Origin of the sequence: Brevibacillus sp. JNUCC-41, assembly GCF_014844095.1 — a bacterium.
Lineage (GTDB): Bacteria > Bacillota > Bacilli > Bacillales > DSM-1321 > Peribacillus > Peribacillus aracenensis.
In genome coordinates this window covers 1,348,574-1,364,101 of record NZ_CP062163.1, presented here as the reverse complement: position 1 = coordinate 1,364,101, position 15,528 = coordinate 1,348,574, and the positions used below count along the sequence as shown (strand labels likewise).

Sequence of the window (15,528 nt, the reverse complement as noted above, 5' to 3'; positions counted from 1 at the left end):
ATAGTTCTATCTCACATATCAGAAGAAGGAGGGATTTATTGTGAGTGAAGTTGTTCAAATAACGGAAGCTGCCGCTTTTCAGATAAAAGAAATGATGAAACATAATGGCGAAGAGGGTTCATTTTTAAGAGTCGCCGTTAAAGGCGGAGGCTGCAGCGGATTGTCCTACGGAATGGGTTTTGAACAAGAGCCTGGGGAAAAAGATAGCCAGCTGGAACAGTTTGAAATCAAGATCCTTGTTGATGTCGAGGATGCAGATATATTGAATGGAACGGTAATTGATTATAAACAAACGATGATGGGCGGAGGCTTTACGATCGAGAACCCAAATGCTATCGCTTCATGCGGTTGCGGGTCTTCCTTCAAAACGGCAAAAAACGCCGGTACGCCGGAGAACTGCTAAGAAACTCCAAAACATAAAAAAAGGGGGCACTTTAATAAGTGCCCCCTTTTTTTATGTTTATTTGCTGCCTTACATATTGTAAAGGGCCTCCTTGATTGGGAGGGTGCCGCTGAAAATCTCGAATGTTTTATTGAATGTTTTTTCCTCTGTGACTGATTGGGCAAGAACGGCGGCGACATCGGCCCTTGGAATGGATTTATTAGTATGATCCACTTTCTCATCCGCAAAGATTTTTCCGATGGCTTGTTCATTTGTCAAAGCAGCCGGCCGAACAATCGTGTAGGTCAGTCCGCTTGCTTTTAAATGTTCATCGGCATCATGCTTTGCTTCGAGATAATGGCGCATTCCTTCTTGGGCTTGTTCCGGATCATCGGAACCGACAGAGCTTAACATGACAAACCGTTCGATACCCTTCTTCTTGGCGGCATCAACCAGTTTAATGGCCCCATTCTTATCCACAGCTGTCGTTTTATCCGGCCCTGTTTTTGGTCCAGATCCGGCGGCAAAAATGATGGCTTCCATGTTATCCACTGCTTTATCCACATTTCCCTCTAAATCGGCAAGGATTGGATGTCCGCCGAGTTCTTTTATCGTTTGAGCCTGTTCCTCTTTCCGGATCATCCCGTATACATTCATTTGCTGATTTTTTGATAATTCCCTAATGATCTGTTTCCCGGTCGTTCCGTTGGCTCCTGCAATTAAAATATTCATATATATGCATTCCCCTTTCTTGGCTTATCACACTCTTTACCCTTAGAATGACAATGATAAGCACTGTGGATAACTAATGGATGGAAATAAGTTATCCACAATCATCGAATTGGGGACAACAAAAAAACCGGCTGTGAAAGCCGGGTTTTTGCGTGATTTTAAAACATGGAAGAGCTGTGCATCGGCTGGACTTTTGCTTTTGGGTCAATATATTGTTTGGCGTGATTGACGGCAGTGGGAGCCTCACCAAAACCACTTGCAATCAATTTTACTTTGCCATCATATGTTGCAATATCACCTGCTGCATAAATTCCAGGGATATTCGTTTCCATTCTGGAATTCACCAAAATACTGTTCTTCTGGATATCGAGTCCCCATTCCTTAATGGGACCAAGGGAAGAAACGAAGCCGTAGTTGACGATGACTGCATCTACCTCCATCGTCTCTGTATCTTCACCATTTGTATCCTTGATGACTATTGTATGGATGCGTCCGTCTGTACCAATCAACTCTGAAGGTATGTAAGGAGTCTTTATTTCAACTTTTGAATTCTTAAGTGTTTCTACACTATGTTCGTGGGCACGGAATTTATCCCTTCTGTGTATGATGCTCACTTTCTCGGCGATTGGCTCCAGCATCAGGGCCCAGTCCACCGCCGAATCTCCACCGCCGAAAACCACCACTTTTTTGCCGGCAAAATGATTGAGGTCATCGATGAAATAGTGAAGGTTACTGCTTTCATATTTTTTTGCATCATCAATCTCGATGCGGCGGGGTTGGAAAGCCCCATTTCCAGCTGTGATGATAATTGTTTTGGAGTAATGGATTTCTTTATCAGTCGTTAACTTGAAAACTCCATCGGCTTGCTTTTCCACTTCTTGAACGGCCTGCTCCAAGACAACATCCTGTTCGAACTTTGCCATTTGTTCTTTCAAATTATTCACTAGCTCCTGTGCGCGCACTTTGGGGAAACCGGCGATATCATAGATGAATTTTTCAGGATAAAGGGCAGACAATTGTCCGCCTAATTGTGGTAGGCTCTCGATGATTTTTACGGATGCCTGTCTCATTCCCCCATAAAATGCAGTGAATAATCCAACTGGGCCTCCGCCAATGATGGTAATATCATAAACTTTTTCATTAACTTCCAACGTTATCCCTCCGATATACTAGGTTTGCTGAAATTTATTCTCTTATTTTAACATAGATGAACTTTTAAAAAACGGGTAAAGTTAGAAAAGTGGGAAAGTTTCGACTATATATGGGCGGTTTTACGATGAATGTTCTTCATTCTCTTTCAAAAGTGGGTAAAATTACTCTTTAAGCATTTCGTATAAATATGGTTCGGAACTGGGTGAAAAGTAATGCTTTTCGGCTTAATTTTAACCCGAAATAGTTCGGTTTGTTACTTGAAAAAGGTATGGAAAAAGACTAATATTTACTTAGACATCATTTGGTAAAATTTTTATGAATTTTTTATGACATTTATGAAGTGTTACGTGAAATACGTCACAAATGTATAAGAGTGCTTTTTATAATGGAAATTAATAAGATAGACAATATATTTTAGTTATGGAAAGCACCACAAGAAAATATCGTAAAGGTGGACGAATACTTTTGAAAAAGCCAACTATCGTTGTTTTGGGAGCAGGTTATGGTGGATTGATGACTGTTACTCGCTTACAGAAGGCATTAGGTCAAAATGAAGCAGAAATCGTATTAGTTAACAAAAATGATTACCACTATGAAACAACATGGCTACATGAAGCATCCGCTGGAACTCTACATCATGATCGTGTGCGCTATCCTATCAAAAGTGTCATTAACAGCAAAGTTAAATTCATCCAGGACTCTGTTTTGGAAGTGAAAACAGAAAACAAAAAAGTCATCCTTGAAAACGGCGAAATTTCTTATGATTACTTAGTGATTGGACTTGGACCTGAATCGGAAACATTCGGAATCCAAGGGCTAAAAGAATATGCTTTCTCTATCTCCAACGTGAACACTGCACGAAAAATCCGTGACCATATCCAATTGCAATTCGCTACGTACAGTACTGAGGTCGAGAAGAATGATGACCGCTTGACGATCGTTGTTGGAGGAGCAGGATTTACGGGTATCGAATTCCTTGGCGAATTGGCTAACCGTGTCCCTCAACTATGTAAAGAGTACGACATCGATTTCCAAAAGGTCCGTATGTACTGTGTGGAGGCAGCACCAGCGGTCCTTCCTGGCTTTGATCCGGAATTGGTGGATTATGCAGTATCTTACCTTGAGAAAAAAGGTGTGGAATTCAAGATCGGTACACCTATCAAGGGGGCGACTCCCGAAGGCATCATCGTGGCAAAAGGCGAAGATGAAGTGGAAGAAATCAAAGCGGGCACCGTTGTCTGGGCAGCTGGCGTACGTGGAAATTCCGTGATAGAGGCTTCCGGTTTTGAAGCTATGCGCGGACGCATCAAAGTGAACCTTGACATGCGGGCACCGGGTCATGACGATATTTTCATCGTGGGGGATTGCGCTTTGATCATCAACGAGGAAATTAATCGTCCATATCCACCTACTGCCCAAATCGCCATGCAGCAGGGTGAGGTCATTGCGAAGAACCTGACTAAATTGGTTCGTAATGAAAGCGACCTTGAAACGTTCACTTTCGAAAACAAAGGAACGGTATGTTCACTTGGTGAAGACAACGCGATTGGTGTTGTCTTCGGCAAGAAAGTTACAGGTAAGACTGCATCATTCATGAAGAAAATGGTTGATAACAGAGCATTGTTATTGATTGGCGGAGCTTCCCTTGTTGCAAAAAAAGGTAAATTCAACGTCCTTTAATTTTTTCGATATAAATAATGGCCATTTGGGGATTGTCCCTGAATGGCTTTTTCATTGGAATCTCATCCTTCGATGAGCGTGTCATAGTGGAGTATGCTCCTTTCTTATGTGGAATATGATGGGGATAAGGATGGCGAAGCTGCATCAAGAAAGTCCTTACCTTTGGTACCATATGTTCTTCTGCTGTTTGGAGGTTATACTGATTATAATGAATGTGGGGGAAGTGGATTTTGGTGGAACGATGCAAAAATGTTTGGCTGGCAGTGTCCGGCCTTGTGATATCTGATAAAGGTGAGTGGCTGGTCGTGAATAAAAGGTATGGCGGATTGAAAGGGCAATGGTCGCTTCCGGCAGGTTTTGTCAAAAATGATGAAACCGTCGATGAAGCTGTCGTAAGGGAAGTGTTGGAGGAGACGGGTGTTCAAACAGAAATTGAAGGCATTGTAGGTATGAGAAGCGGAGTCATCAAAGGGGATATAAGTGATAATATGTTGATATTTTTACTTAAACCAGTCAGTTTTGAAGTAACCGCTCAATTGGATGAATTATATGAAGCTAAATTTTATGACCCTGATTTACTCATGCAGGAGGGGAAGCAATCTTTACTATTGGAACAGCTTTTAGCTTTTAAAAAGGAAAGAATGCAGACGATGCTTGACGGGTTGAACCCGGGAGATCAATTTGGATATACATCATATAAATTATTCATGTGATTTGGGTAATTATCTTTTCTTCGGCATTATTTGGTATAAGTCGTTGACGCAGCAATTATTTTTTCAGTAAACTAAAGGTGTCGCTTTTAAGGAGGGTCAAGAATAACATGCCATTGCCTGTTTTAATTATCTCAATACTCTTATTTTTCATATTGTTTTTCGGAATTGGCTTTTTGCTGAATATGCTTTTTCGTTCTTCGTGGATCATGGTCATCTTATTTCCAATCGTCTTCATCATCATTGTCAATGAAACAAAGCTAATAGAATATTTTAGAAATCCGGGAATCTCTTTTTCCAATCTTGGAACGAACCTTACATCCCTTCATACGGCAGACATCATTATTTTATCAAGCGGGCTGCTTGGTGCGGTTTTAGCGGGTGTGGTCATCAAGATTCTAAGGAAAAAAGGATATCAAATGTTTTAATAATGGAAAGGGCCGTCATTTATGGACGGTCCTTTTTTTGTAGGCTGTTTTCGCATACTTTGTTGCTATTTACCAAGTAGTGCGGTGTGGTTGATTTCCCCTCCAGATGCTCGCTTTCCGCGGGGCGGGCGGTGAGTCTCCTCGGCGTAAACGCCTGTGAGGTCTCACCTGTCCCGCTGCTCCCGCAGGAGTCTCGCACTTCCGCTCTAATCAACCTTAAATAGTTTCGTTTAAAAACAACAATCCTTTACGAAAAGAGCCTTTTTGTAAGAAAAATTGGATCTTTCCATGCTTTATGAATACTTTCACTCTGGAAAGGGAACAAATATCCTTGTGAGAGGAGTGGAATTAATACATATGAAGATTGTAAAGGCATTATTTCTGAGGGTTGCTATTATCATATTATTTATCTTGGCCATCGAATCAACCTTGAATCATGTTTTTGGAGCTGTGCCTGAAGGCCATCCTTTTGACCAGGCAATGAGACAGCATCGAATGCTTGGTCTCGAATATAAAGCGATCCATAGTGGAGGCCAAGTTGCAACGCTAATGGCATCGGCATCCACGAGCAATGGTCCGACGACGATAGCGGAGGCAATCGAGCTCTCGAAATACCCGAAGCATGAAGTTTTGGCTACAGGATATACAGCAGGGTATGAATCGACAGGAAAGTACCCGGAAAGCCCATCCTATGGAATCACATATTCAGGGGTGAAGGTGAAACGGGATCTGTTTTCCACCATTGCCGCCGATCTTGCCGTATTCCCTCTCGGAACCATCCTTTGGATTCCGGGCTATGGCTATGGGGTTGTAGCGGACAAGGGTGGTGCGATTAAAGGAAACCACCTGGACCTATACTACGAAACGGTACAAGATGTATATGAGAACTGGGGCAAGAAAACCCTTGAAGTATATGTTGTGCAAAAAGGGAATGGCGAGTTATCTGAAGAACAGCTAAGCAAGTTGAATGAAACAAAGATCAAGCAGGTATTCAAGCCGAAAATCGCTGAGAAAACATTGAACGAGAATGTAGCTTCCTTTGCTTTTTAATGTTTGATAGACAAATCGGAGAAAGTGAAGGTGAAAGGCTGCCTCGATTGAGGCAGCCTTTTTGATAGTCTGTTTCAGTTGTGACGCCCTTAGGCCATGCTTTTGTAGGCTTCAGGATGCAGGGTCTTTGCCAATTTGGAAAGACCATCCAGTAAACGCGGAGAAGGCCGGCAGAATAATGGTTCCTCCATGATGTGAATATTGTTATCCCGGACGGCCTTCATATCAGACCACCCTTTCCGTTTCTTGACCAGCTCTGGGTTTACTTTTCGTAAAGGGACACCGACCCAAGCTAAGCAAATATGGTCGGGGTCCTTTTTTTTGACATCTTCGGAAGTGACTTGAATGCTTGCCATGTCGACATCTTCGAAAAGGTTATATCCTCCCGCAAGCGTGCTGATTTCGGATAACCAATTAACTCCCCCTGGGCTGAATAAGGGATTAGGCCACCATTCCCAATACAGGGAAGGCTTTGTTTCGATTTTGTCGGCGACGTTTTTATATTGAAGGATGGCATGACGGAATTTGGCAGCCTGTTCCTCTGCTTTTTCCTTAAGATCCATGGCCTCGCCCAAGGTCACTAAATCTTTTGCGATATCTTCAAGTGATTGCGGGTTGAAGATGATATGGGGGATGTTCCTTTCTTTTAGCCCTTCAATATTTTTTTCCATTCCCGGTACACTCAGGGAAGCCAGCACCAAATCGGGTTTTAGTGATTCAACATGATTGATGTCGATCGATAAGTCTGGCCCCACCTTGGGCAGGTGCTGTATGGTTTCAGGCCAATCAGAGTAGTCATCGATGGCGATAAGCTGATCTTCAATCCCTAGATATGTGCATAGTTCCGTATTGCTGGGGCAAAGAGAGATTATTTTCAAATTGAACACCTACCCTTGAAAGATGAAAAAATGAAGTGCCAGTGCAATGAATACTCCGGTCAAGGCTCCGAAAAATACCTCGATTGGCTTATGGCCCAACAGTTCCTTTAATTGTTGTTGTTTCTGTTTATCTTCTTTTTTCTGCCAGTTCTTTGCTTGCTCGACAAATGTATTGAAGTCGGTAACGAGCTGGTTCAGGACAGCTGCCTGTTCCCCTGCCTGCCGTCTCACTCCTGTTGCATCGAACATCGTGATGACTGCAAAGATCGTGGCAACCGCAAATACAGGGGAATCCATTCCGGTTTCGATTCCTACCGCTACGGTTAGGGCTGACACGGCCGCAGAGTGGGAGCTTGGCATACCGCCTGTGGAGTTAATGAGTGACCAGTTCACTTTACGAAATGCTATGAAGTGGATGGGCACTTTAATGAATTGAGCAAAGAAAATGGCAATCAATGCTGCGATTAAAGGGAAGTTGAGTAATAATTCCAAGAGTATCAGCCTTCTTTCTAGTTATAAGTAAAGATGAAAACCATATTTGGGTAAATACATCCTGCTCGGAATAAGGCCCTTATTATTAGTTCCATTCAGTCCTGTCGATTCCCTGCTGGTAATAGTATAAATATGATCTTTCTTATACTATTACTCTAAAGTCACCCAATCTAAACTATATCCCTTTTTATTATTATTTTCTCAGGCCTTATTCGAAAATTTTCGAAGATTTCGTTATAATGAATGTAATTGAATGGAGGAGGTAGCAGGATGTTCACAGTAAAAGATTCCTTGAATATAGATTTGATTGACGAATGCCTGATTCTAGGCGTATTTGAAGGACCCGTAAAATTTACAGGCATAGGAAAAGAAGCGGATGAGCGATTGGACGGCCAGCTAACAGAGTTAGTGAAAGCGGGAGAAATCTCTTCTAAGAAAAAATCGGTGGTCAAAATACATACATTAGGTAAATTAAGCGTAAAGAGATTGATTTTCGTAGGGTTGGGCAAGGAAAAGGAGCTATCCTTTGAAACCCTTCGCGAAGCGTTGGGAAAAGCGCGTAAGACGATTAAAGAATCCAAGGTTACGACTCTTTCGATCGCTTTGGATACATTCACGACTGAAAATCTGGATGCATTGGACGCAGCGCATGCTTGTTCCGAGGCTTTCGAACTTGCTTCCTATAAATTTGATGGATACAAGCAAAAATCGAATCAGGTTGAAAAAAGCCTCGAATCAATCACGGTTTACAGTGAATATGGTCAAGAAGAGGTCGGTGCCGCGCTTCATGTAGGGAGAATCTTCGGAAGGGCGACGAACTCAGCCAGAACATTGGTCAACACACCAGGTAATTTGTTGACTTCCACGGATTTGGCGGATTATTCATCCGCCTTGGGCGAACGTTATGGTTTTGAAGTGGAGATACTCGAGAAGGGAGATATGCTCAAGTTGGGAATGGGCGCACTACTTGCTGTCAATAAAGGCTCGGCCGAACCTCCGAAAATGATCGTCCTGAAGTATCAAGGTAAGGATGAATGGAAGGATGTTATCGGGCTGGTCGGTAAGGGCATCACATTCGATACGGGTGGATACTCACTGAAAACGAAGGCTGGAATCGTTGGGATGAAAACGGATATGGGCGGTGCGGCAGCTGTTTTAGGTGCAATGGAAATTATCGGCGAATTAGGTCCCGATCAAAATGTCGTGGCTGTCATTCCATCTACTGATAACATGATCAGCGGTGATGCATTCAAGCCGGATGATGTGATCACTGCCATGAGCGGTAAGACGATAGAGGTGTTGAATACGGATGCGGAAGGCCGGCTGGTTTTGGCGGATGCCATGACGTACGCTAAACATCATGGGGCTGACTATCTTATTGACGTTGCCACCTTAACGGGCGGTGTAATAACGGCGCTGGGCATGGATATGACGGGTGCAATGACAAATGACACGGAATTCTATGAGCAGGTGGTCAACGCCTCAGAGGAGGCCGGAGAGCCCATTTGGAGATTGCCGATTACAGAAAAGGATAAAGAACGGGTACGCAATAGTAAAATAGCGGATTTGAATAATTCACCTGGAGGGGCAGGACATGCAATCATGGGTGGTGCCTTCGTCGGCGAATTTGCTGAAGGCACTCCGTGGGTCCATCTGGATATTGCCGGAACTTCCACAACCTCGAACAACTCCGAATTGTGCACGGCGGGGGCTACCGGTGTCATGGCACGAACGCTTGCACTATTGGTTGAAACCTTTGAAACGAAAACAAGCTGAACCCAAATATCCGAAGCCGAAAATAGGCTTCGGTTTTTTTACCAAAAGAGGGTGGTGGACGTTATACATCCCTCCATTTCAAACTGACGATGATATGACAATTTTCTTCCCCCGCTTTAGGATAAAAATCAAAACGGATCCCATCGGGGTTATACGTGATATCAGGCTCGTTATTAATTCCTATCTTTCGGATCATATCGATCACGACACTCTTTTGCGATGCTTGGGCTGCGGTCATCAACCGGTTCGAGAAAGGCTTGGATGTGGCTAAAGTATCCATGACTTTTTTTACATCAAGCATTAAAAATTGCGAGGTCTTTGCCGATTTAACCAGCAGATCCGGATTGGTTGCCGAGTAGGGACGCAATGTTCCTTCCCGTTCCCGATTCAGATTCATTGCCCTGGCGTGAGGCGGAAATAGGATGGGGTCATATAAAAAATAAGGGAAATCCTCCAAAAGGTTTCCGTCCTTTCCTTAAGTCTGTCTATAGACACGTTTTCGTTATACGTTAAAATATGTATATAGGCCAGCCGATATGATTGCGGTTTGTGAAAGACCTTTCTCCTGCAAATAAACTTCCCGAAAATTATGATCAAAGACACACTATTATTTGTAAACTGCTTCATTGACAGGTATAGTGTATAGTAATATACTTACTTACCTAAAGTAAGGAGAAGGCACACTATAAATTATAAAATAGGTGATGTTAACATGAAAATAACCGAGGAAACAAAAAACCTTTTAATAGATAAAATGAATATCATCAAAACCCCGGGAAAAGCTGATATATGCCTTGTGGGACCTGTGAACCTGCCTGTTGAACAAGGAGATTTCTCAACGGTTTTCCAGTGGTATACATGGCTTCAGCTTGACGGCGCGGATAATGACAAGGAAGCGGTGCTTGATTCGCTTTCGGAAGCCAACCTCGCTTTTGGACAGCAATCCTCCGTATTGGTGTATGGAGATTTTAAAAATTCGGGGGATGCACTTGTCCGGATGCATAGCATCTGTCACACGGGTGATATCTTCGGCAGTAAACGCTGTGATTGCGGCTACCAGCTCCACCAATCAATGAAAATGATAGCCGAACATGGGTGCGGGGCCATCTTTTACCTTGCAGACCATGAAGGAAGAGGGATCGGCCTGTTTTCCAAATCACTTGCCTATTTGCTTCAGCAGGAGGGTTATGACACGGTAGAGGCGAATGAGGCTTTAGGATTCGAAGATGATACGCGATCTTACGAGGGAGCCATTCGAGTGTTGAGTGAACTGCGCGAGAATCCGGTGACTTTAATCACGAACAACCCCAAAAAGCTGGACGCCCTCATGAAGCATGGACTTGCGGCAAAGGACCATATTCCGCTTTGGGGCGGTTTGACGGAAGATAATAGTTTCTATCTGGATACAAAAGTTAAGAAGTCTGGACATATTCCCCAAAAGAAGCCAACTTTGATTGTATAAGGAGAGCTATAGTATGAATGATGATCAATATTACATGAAGCTGGCACTAGATTTGGCAGCCAGTGCAAAAGGAAAGACGAATCCGAATCCAGTGGTCGGTGCAGTCATAGTCAAAGACGGCGTGATAGCCGGGACAGGGATCCACCGTAAAGCGGGTGAACCGCATGCGGAAGTGCATGCTTTCAAAATGGCGGGTGAGTATGCAGAAGGTGCAACGCTTTATGTGACTCTTGAGCCTTGTTCACATTATGGAAAGACCCCTCCTTGTGCAAACTTGGTGAAAGAATCAGGTGTCCGGAGAGTTGTAGTGGCTACTCAAGATCCGAATCCGGAAGTGGCCGGCAGAGGGATATCGATCATAAAGGAAGCGGGCATTGAAGTGGAAGTTGGCATCCTGGAAAAGGAAGCTCAAAGGCTGAATGAGCGTTTCATTCACAATATGCTGACGAATCGGCCATTTGTCATATCGAAGTATGCGATGACGCTCGATGGAAAACTTGCAACCCATACAGGCCATTCAAAATGGATAACAGGGGAAGAATCACGTCATTCCGTTCATTTGCTGCGTGATGAGGTGGATGCCATTCTTGTTGGTATCGGGACAGTATTGGCCGATGATCCATCACTGACGACCAGACTTCCGGAAGGCGGAGGGAAAAATCCGATCCGGATCATTTTAGACAGTGAATTACGGGTTCCCTTGGATGCCAATGTTGTACAAGTATCAGATGCAAAAACCTTGATCGTAACACAGGAAAAAGCACCTGCGGATAAAATGGACCTTTTACGTGAAAAAGGGATCGAATTCATTTTCATCCCCAAAAACGAGACGGGACTGAATCTAAGGGCTTTGATGGAAGAGCTGTATAAAAAGGGGATTACGGATGTTTTGCTGGAAGGCGGAAGCGAAGTGAATGCCTCTTTCCTTAGGGAAGGGCTCATCGATAAATACTTGATTTATATAGCCCCTAAACTATTGGGCGGAAGAAACTCATTAACACCGTTTACTGGAATGAATGTGGATACGATGGATGAAGCGATGGATGTTTCCTTCTCTGGCGTGGAAACGTTTGGCGAGGACATACGCATCACGGCTTATCCTAAATTAAAATAGACAACAGGTGAAGAGGCATGTTGGTTAAATCAGATGTATGCATAGTAGGATCAGGACCTGGAGGAGCCCTGCTGGCCTACCTATTGGCCAAGCAGGACATTTCAGTCGTATTGCTTGAGAGGCATTCTGAGGTTTCAAGGGAGTTCAGGGGCGAGTTCTTGAACGATGAAGGAGAGGGCATTCTTAAAAAACATGGTTTATTCCAGAGTGTGGAAAGACTGGGCTTGCTTAGGATGGAACAAATTGAATATTGGAATGACGGCCAAATATTCAAAAGGATTTTCCCTGAATGGCCTGTCGATCATGTTGGGATACATGTCCCTCAAAATCATCTGCTTACAGCTATATTGAATGAAGCCGAAAAGCTGGACTCTTTTCAATTGATGATGAATACGAGGGTTACGGACTTGATACAGGATGAAATGGGCCGTTTTACGGGTGTCAAGGCCCGAAATGGCGGAAATGACCTGGAAGTGCAAAGTTCATTGATAATCGGGGCGGACGGCAGATTTTCCATCGTTCGAAAAAAAGCGGGGATTCCAGTCGTGATAAAAAATCATGGTTATGATTTACTGTGGGCAAAAATTCCAGCCCCCGAGGGATGGAAGCCTTCGATCAAGATGGCATTGGTCAATGGCTCACAGGTTGCCCTCTTCACTCAGGCTGGAGGTTTCATCCAAATTGGCTGGAATATAGAACATGGTTCGTTTCCGCATTTGCGAAAACAGCATTTTGATCCGTTCATCGAAGATTTGCTTTTTGCCTTTCCTGAATTAAAAAAGGTTGTGGGTGAAAATATCCGCTCTTGGCATGACTTCATTTTATTGGATGTTTACAGTAGCTATTGTGAAACATGGACAAAGGATGGCGTTGCTTTATTAGGTGATGCAGCCCATACGATGACGCCTACAGGTGCATTCGGACTCAATTGTGCCATGAAGGATGCAGATATATTAGCCGAGCTTATTTCTGGATGCATCCTGAAGGGGGATGCTGGTTTCCTTGGGCTTAAAATGGCTGAGCCAAAAAGAAAAGCCGAAATTGATAGATTACAGGCCATTCAGGTGGACAAGGAAATTTCCTTCGCATCACAGTTTGCCGCCGCTTATGTTTGAATGGGAGTGAAGGATATGAAATTTGGTTTTGATATTGACGATACCCTTATTAACTTGAGGGAGTTTGCGTTCCATCTTTATAATGAAAAGCTTAATACGAATATAGAGATATCGAAATTCAGAGCTTTAAAGACGTTGGAGATCCATGAAGCTTTCGGGCTTGATAAAGAGGCTGGGGGCAAGATGTGGAACAGCCTTGCCGAGGAAGTTTATTATTCATCCTGTCCAGCCTTCGAGGGCGCAGTGGAAACGCTGCAGGAGCTTGAACGCGATGGTCATGAAGTCTATTACATCACAGCCAGGAAAGCGGAGCATGGTGAACGGACGAAAAAATGGCTGATTGAAAACGGCTTTCCGGTTAAGGATGACCATTTTTACTGCGGTATGAAGGATCATGAAAAAATTGAAACGATCCGCAAATTGGAACTGGATTATTATTTTGATGATAAACCGGCAGTGCTGGAAACTTTATTGGATATTCCAACGAAAGTGTATGCAATAGATAATTCCTATAACAGGGAATTGGATATTCCAAGACTGACAAGCTGGTTTGAATTAAAAGAAATCCTCTCCAAATAATACAATTCACATTATTGAGGGATGACTTGATAGACTTGGGTCATCCTTTTTTTGTATACTGATATGAATAGTGATTCATTTATTTACAGAAAAAAGTTGGGGGTAATGGGATGGAAAGAAATATTGAACAGTCATTGATCGGCACGCTTGGGATAGAAATGAAAGAAGTCGGTGATGGGAAAGTCATTGCGAAGATGCCTGTAGATGAACGAACTAGGCAGCCGTATGGTTTATTGCACGGGGGAGCGTCCGTTGCCCTTGCTGAATCTGTTGCAAGTTTTGGCGGCATGCAGCTGGTGGATCGTACAAAACAGGCTGTCGTCGGCCTTGAAATCAATGCCAATCATGTAAGGGGCGTCCGTTCCGGTTTTGTTACCGCAGAAGGGAACATCCTCCATCGCGGGAAGACGACGATGGTGTGGGACGTGAAAATCCGTGATGAGGAGAGTCATCTTATCTGCGTTTCACGCTGTACATTGGCCGTTATCGACTTACCAAAACCAAAATGAATCAATAGAACAATCGCAATAAAGTGGCGCAATGATTAGTATCCGGTTTAAGTATAATATGGCAGCAGATTATTGTATGAGAAGAGGTGTTTTTATGCTGGTTGGTCATATACAAGAAATCACCCGTCATCCTGTAAAATCATTTACTGGTGAACAGGTACAGAAAACAAGGGTGATGGATTATGGATTATATGGAGATCGCAGCCATGCCTTTAAAGGCAAAAATGGGAAATTCCTGACGATAACCCAAGTCCCGGAAATGGTCCGTTATCAAGCTGCTTTTTCTGGTGAGGAAACCGTTGACCAATATCCGGAAATCAAGGTGAAGACCCCAACAGGACAGGTGCTGACATGGGGAGAGGAAGCCTTTCAGGAGGAAATGGAGCGGTTGTTGAAACAAGAGGCAGCACCAGTTGTTTATCATCCTGCACATATTCCGTTAGGTGCGATTGAAGAAGAAAACATCCTGCTTGTCAGTGATGCCTCGATTGGCGAATTGACAAAGCTTTGGGGAAAAGAACTGGATGGCAGGAGATTCAGGCAAAATTTGGTGCTATCTTTAGTGAACAAAACGCCCTTTTTAGAAGAGCAATGGTTCGGAAAAAGGATTCTAATCGGAAATGAAGTGGAATTGGAGATCAAAAGGCATTGTGAGCGTTGTATGATCATAACGGTCGATCCAAGCGATTCCCATAGAGATCCAAGTCTCCTGAAAACTGTCGTCAAGGAAAGGAACAATCATTTTGGCGTATATGCCTCAGTCATCAAAACAGGTGAAATCAGAGTGGGCGACCAAGTATTTTTAAAGGATTGAAACAGAAAAGAGCTGCTCCTGTAATCAGGGCAGCTCTTTTTCATGGCAGGGATCACCGGGTTTTCTTTAAATCATCCTGGATACTCCGATCCCACATTTTTATGCCAGTATGATAAGCCGAGCGCATGATTAAATGTCCGGCAACAGGACTGGTCATGAAGATAAAGATGATTGCTAGCACGACCCGGAAATCGAAATGGCCATGTTCATAGTAAAAATATAACAAGGTGCCGATCAGGATGAACATGATTCCAAGTGTCGAGCTCTTTGAGGCAGCGTGATTTCTGGTATAGACGTCGGGCAGCCGGATGATGCCGAAAGCCGAGACTAAAAAGAGAAAGACTCCCATCAATAGGAATAGGGCCGATAGGATTTCAACGATTGCGGTCATCTTCGATTATCTCCCCTTTCTCAAGGAATTTGGCGAAAGCGACCGTTCCGATGAATGATAGGATCCCGAGCAGTAGAATGGCTTCCAGATATGCGCTTGTATCCATGACAATGGAGGCAAGTGCAACGATCGCGATAAGATTGATTCCCATTGCATCGAGTGCGATGACCCGATCCGGTACGGAAGGCCCTTTGATTAAACGGTATAAGAATCCAATCATGGAAAGCGAAACACCTAGCAACGCGATTTTAAGCATTAGATCGA

General features: G+C 43.6%; 20 protein-coding genes. 12 read left to right on the top strand and 8 right to left on the bottom strand.

What is annotated here, in order from left to right; translation table 11 throughout:
* The first annotated feature begins 40 nt into the window (after nucleotides 1–40).
* On the top strand, nucleotides 41–403 hold the full coding sequence (locus tag JNUCC41_RS06840; RefSeq protein ID WP_192206936.1) for a HesB/IscA family protein: 363 nt from the start codon (nucleotides 41–43) through the stop codon (nucleotides 401–403).
* 69 nt (nucleotides 404–472) lie between these two features.
* On the opposite strand, the gene JNUCC41_RS06835 is transcribed toward JNUCC41_RS06840, so the two are convergent.
* A complete protein-coding gene (locus JNUCC41_RS06835) occupies nucleotides 473–1,114 on the bottom strand; it encodes an SDR family oxidoreductase (RefSeq protein WP_192206935.1) in 642 nt (213 codons plus the stop codon).
* Between the two features lie 158 nt (nucleotides 1,115–1,272).
* A complete protein-coding gene (locus JNUCC41_RS06830; protein WP_192206934.1) occupies nucleotides 1,273–2,265 on the bottom strand; it encodes an NAD(P)/FAD-dependent oxidoreductase in 993 nt (330 codons plus the stop codon).
* A 466-nt stretch (nucleotides 2,266–2,731) separates the two neighbouring features.
* Here JNUCC41_RS06830 and JNUCC41_RS06825 point away from each other — a divergent pair, with 466 nt between their 5' ends.
* Nucleotides 2,732–3,946: an NAD(P)/FAD-dependent oxidoreductase gene (locus JNUCC41_RS06825; RefSeq protein ID WP_192206933.1), complete on the top strand. Its 1,215-nt coding sequence runs from the start codon at nucleotides 2,732–2,734 to the stop codon at nucleotides 3,944–3,946.
* On the opposite strand, the gene JNUCC41_RS06820 is transcribed toward JNUCC41_RS06825, so the two are convergent.
* Nucleotides 3,933–4,118: a hypothetical protein gene (locus tag JNUCC41_RS06820; protein WP_192206932.1), complete on the bottom strand. Its 186-nt coding sequence runs from the start codon at nucleotides 4,116–4,118 to the stop codon at nucleotides 3,933–3,935. The two genes, JNUCC41_RS06825 and JNUCC41_RS06820, sit on opposite strands and share 14 nt — an antisense overlap.
* 40 nt (nucleotides 4,119–4,158) lie before the next feature.
* Between JNUCC41_RS06820 and JNUCC41_RS06815 the strand changes: the two genes are divergently transcribed.
* The 3 genes from JNUCC41_RS06815 to JNUCC41_RS06805 all read left to right on the top strand — a co-directional run bounded on the left by JNUCC41_RS06815 (nucleotide 4,159) and on the right by JNUCC41_RS06805 (nucleotide 6,134).
* Nucleotides 4,159–4,659, top strand: a complete 501-nt coding sequence (locus tag JNUCC41_RS06815) for an NUDIX domain-containing protein (protein WP_192206931.1) — start codon at nucleotides 4,159–4,161, stop codon at nucleotides 4,657–4,659.
* A 107-nt stretch (nucleotides 4,660–4,766) separates the two neighbouring features.
* Nucleotides 4,767–5,084: a YuiB family protein gene (locus JNUCC41_RS06810; RefSeq protein WP_192206930.1), complete on the top strand. Its 318-nt coding sequence runs from the start codon at nucleotides 4,767–4,769 to the stop codon at nucleotides 5,082–5,084.
* Nucleotides 5,085–5,441: 357 nt separating this feature from the next.
* Nucleotides 5,442–6,134 carry a 3D domain-containing protein gene (locus JNUCC41_RS06805; protein ID WP_192206929.1) on the top strand — a complete coding sequence of 231 codons (693 nt, stop codon included), beginning with the start codon at nucleotides 5,442–5,444 and terminating at the stop codon, nucleotides 6,132–6,134.
* 89 nt (nucleotides 6,135–6,223) lie between these two features.
* On the opposite strand, the gene JNUCC41_RS06800 is transcribed toward JNUCC41_RS06805, so the two are convergent.
* Together JNUCC41_RS06800 and JNUCC41_RS06795 are read right to left on the bottom strand one after the other, a co-directional pair.
* Nucleotides 6,224–7,012 carry a cobalamin-binding protein gene (locus JNUCC41_RS06800; protein ID WP_192206928.1) on the bottom strand — a complete coding sequence of 263 codons (789 nt, stop codon included), beginning with the start codon at nucleotides 7,010–7,012 and terminating at the stop codon, nucleotides 6,224–6,226.
* Between the two features lie 9 nt (nucleotides 7,013–7,021).
* The gene (locus tag JNUCC41_RS06795) at nucleotides 7,022–7,504 is read right to left on the bottom strand and encodes a divergent PAP2 family protein (RefSeq protein ID WP_098371458.1); all 483 of its coding nucleotides are present in this window, start codon (nucleotides 7,502–7,504) and stop codon (nucleotides 7,022–7,024) included.
* Nucleotides 7,505–7,774: 270 nt separating this feature from the next.
* Between JNUCC41_RS06795 and JNUCC41_RS06790 the strand changes: the two genes are divergently transcribed.
* Nucleotides 7,775–9,280, top strand: a complete 1,506-nt coding sequence (locus JNUCC41_RS06790) for a leucyl aminopeptidase (protein ID WP_192206927.1) — start codon at nucleotides 7,775–7,777, stop codon at nucleotides 9,278–9,280.
* Between the two features lie 61 nt (nucleotides 9,281–9,341).
* On the opposite strand, the gene JNUCC41_RS06785 is transcribed toward JNUCC41_RS06790, so the two are convergent.
* Nucleotides 9,342–9,737, bottom strand: a complete 396-nt coding sequence (locus JNUCC41_RS06785; RefSeq protein ID WP_192206926.1) for a YuzC family spore coat inner layer protein — start codon at nucleotides 9,735–9,737, stop codon at nucleotides 9,342–9,344.
* A gap of 255 nt (nucleotides 9,738–9,992) precedes the next feature.
* Between JNUCC41_RS06785 and JNUCC41_RS06780 the strand changes: the two genes are divergently transcribed.
* The 6 genes from JNUCC41_RS06780 (at nucleotide 9,993) to JNUCC41_RS06755 (ending at nucleotide 14,873) form a co-directional block, all read left to right on the top strand.
* On the top strand, nucleotides 9,993–10,742 hold the full coding sequence (locus tag JNUCC41_RS06780; RefSeq protein WP_192206925.1) for a GTP cyclohydrolase II: 750 nt from the start codon (nucleotides 9,993–9,995) through the stop codon (nucleotides 10,740–10,742).
* A 13-nt stretch (nucleotides 10,743–10,755) separates the two neighbouring features.
* Nucleotides 10,756–11,856, top strand: a complete 1,101-nt coding sequence (gene ribD / locus JNUCC41_RS06775; RefSeq protein ID WP_192206924.1) for a bifunctional diaminohydroxyphosphoribosylaminopyrimidine deaminase/5-amino-6-(5-phosphoribosylamino)uracil reductase RibD — start codon at nucleotides 10,756–10,758, stop codon at nucleotides 11,854–11,856.
* Nucleotides 11,857–11,873: 17 nt separating this feature from the next.
* Nucleotides 11,874–12,971 carry an FAD-dependent monooxygenase gene (locus JNUCC41_RS06770; RefSeq protein WP_192206923.1) on the top strand — a complete coding sequence of 366 codons (1,098 nt, stop codon included), beginning with the start codon at nucleotides 11,874–11,876 and terminating at the stop codon, nucleotides 12,969–12,971.
* Nucleotides 12,972–12,986: 15 nt separating this feature from the next.
* Nucleotides 12,987–13,550, top strand: coding sequence for a 5' nucleotidase, NT5C type (locus JNUCC41_RS06765; protein WP_192206922.1), 564 nt, complete (start codon nucleotides 12,987–12,989; stop codon nucleotides 13,548–13,550).
* A 110-nt stretch (nucleotides 13,551–13,660) separates the two neighbouring features.
* Complete coding sequence (locus JNUCC41_RS06760) at nucleotides 13,661–14,059, top strand: hotdog fold thioesterase (protein WP_192206921.1); 399 nt, start codon at nucleotides 13,661–13,663, stop codon at nucleotides 14,057–14,059.
* Between the two features lie 94 nt (nucleotides 14,060–14,153).
* The gene (locus JNUCC41_RS06755; protein ID WP_192206920.1) at nucleotides 14,154–14,873 is read left to right on the top strand and encodes an MOSC domain-containing protein; all 720 of its coding nucleotides are present in this window, start codon (nucleotides 14,154–14,156) and stop codon (nucleotides 14,871–14,873) included.
* A 52-nt stretch (nucleotides 14,874–14,925) separates the two neighbouring features.
* On the opposite strand, the gene mnhG is transcribed toward JNUCC41_RS06755, so the two are convergent.
* The gene (mnhG, locus tag JNUCC41_RS06750) at nucleotides 14,926–15,264 is read right to left on the bottom strand and encodes a monovalent cation/H(+) antiporter subunit G (RefSeq protein ID WP_192206919.1); all 339 of its coding nucleotides are present in this window, start codon (nucleotides 15,262–15,264) and stop codon (nucleotides 14,926–14,928) included.
* Nucleotides 15,248–15,520 (bottom strand): Na(+)/H(+) antiporter subunit F1, encoded by a 273-nt coding sequence (locus tag JNUCC41_RS06745; RefSeq protein ID WP_370023645.1) that lies wholly within the window; start codon nucleotides 15,518–15,520, stop codon nucleotides 15,248–15,250. Before JNUCC41_RS06745 ends, mnhG begins: the two co-directional genes overlap by 17 nt.
* Nucleotides 15,521–15,528: the final 8 nt, after the last annotated feature.

Coding starts and splice junctions, on each gene's coding strand:
- mnhG (WP_192206919.1), bottom strand. CDS start 15,264: ATGACCGCAATCGTTGAAATCCTATCGGCCCTATTCCTATTGATGGGA.
- JNUCC41_RS06745 (WP_370023645.1), bottom strand. CDS start 15,520: ATGCTTAAAATCGCGTTGCTAGGTGTTTCGCTTTCCATGATTGGATTC.
- JNUCC41_RS06770 (WP_192206923.1), top strand. CDS start 11,874: ATGTTGGTTAAATCAGATGTATGCATAGTAGGATCAGGACCTGGAGGA.
- JNUCC41_RS06805 (WP_192206929.1), top strand. CDS start 5,442: ATGAAGATTGTAAAGGCATTATTTCTGAGGGTTGCTATTATCATATTA.
- JNUCC41_RS06810 (WP_192206930.1), top strand. CDS start 4,767: ATGCCATTGCCTGTTTTAATTATCTCAATACTCTTATTTTTCATATTG.
- JNUCC41_RS06760 (WP_192206921.1), top strand. CDS start 13,661: ATGGAAAGAAATATTGAACAGTCATTGATCGGCACGCTTGGGATAGAA.
- JNUCC41_RS06835 (WP_192206935.1), bottom strand. CDS start 1,114: ATGAATATTTTAATTGCAGGAGCCAACGGAACGACCGGGAAACAGATC.
- JNUCC41_RS06820 (WP_192206932.1), bottom strand. CDS start 4,118: ATGGTACCAAAGGTAAGGACTTTCTTGATGCAGCTTCGCCATCCTTAT.
- JNUCC41_RS06790 (WP_192206927.1), top strand. CDS start 7,775: ATGTTCACAGTAAAAGATTCCTTGAATATAGATTTGATTGACGAATGC.
- JNUCC41_RS06815 (WP_192206931.1), top strand. CDS start 4,159: ATGTGGGGGAAGTGGATTTTGGTGGAACGATGCAAAAATGTTTGGCTG.
- JNUCC41_RS06765 (WP_192206922.1), top strand. CDS start 12,987: ATGAAATTTGGTTTTGATATTGACGATACCCTTATTAACTTGAGGGAG.
- JNUCC41_RS06780 (WP_192206925.1), top strand. CDS start 9,993: ATGAAAATAACCGAGGAAACAAAAAACCTTTTAATAGATAAAATGAAT.
- ribD (WP_192206924.1), top strand. CDS start 10,756: ATGAATGATGATCAATATTACATGAAGCTGGCACTAGATTTGGCAGCC.
- JNUCC41_RS06755 (WP_192206920.1), top strand. CDS start 14,154: ATGCTGGTTGGTCATATACAAGAAATCACCCGTCATCCTGTAAAATCA.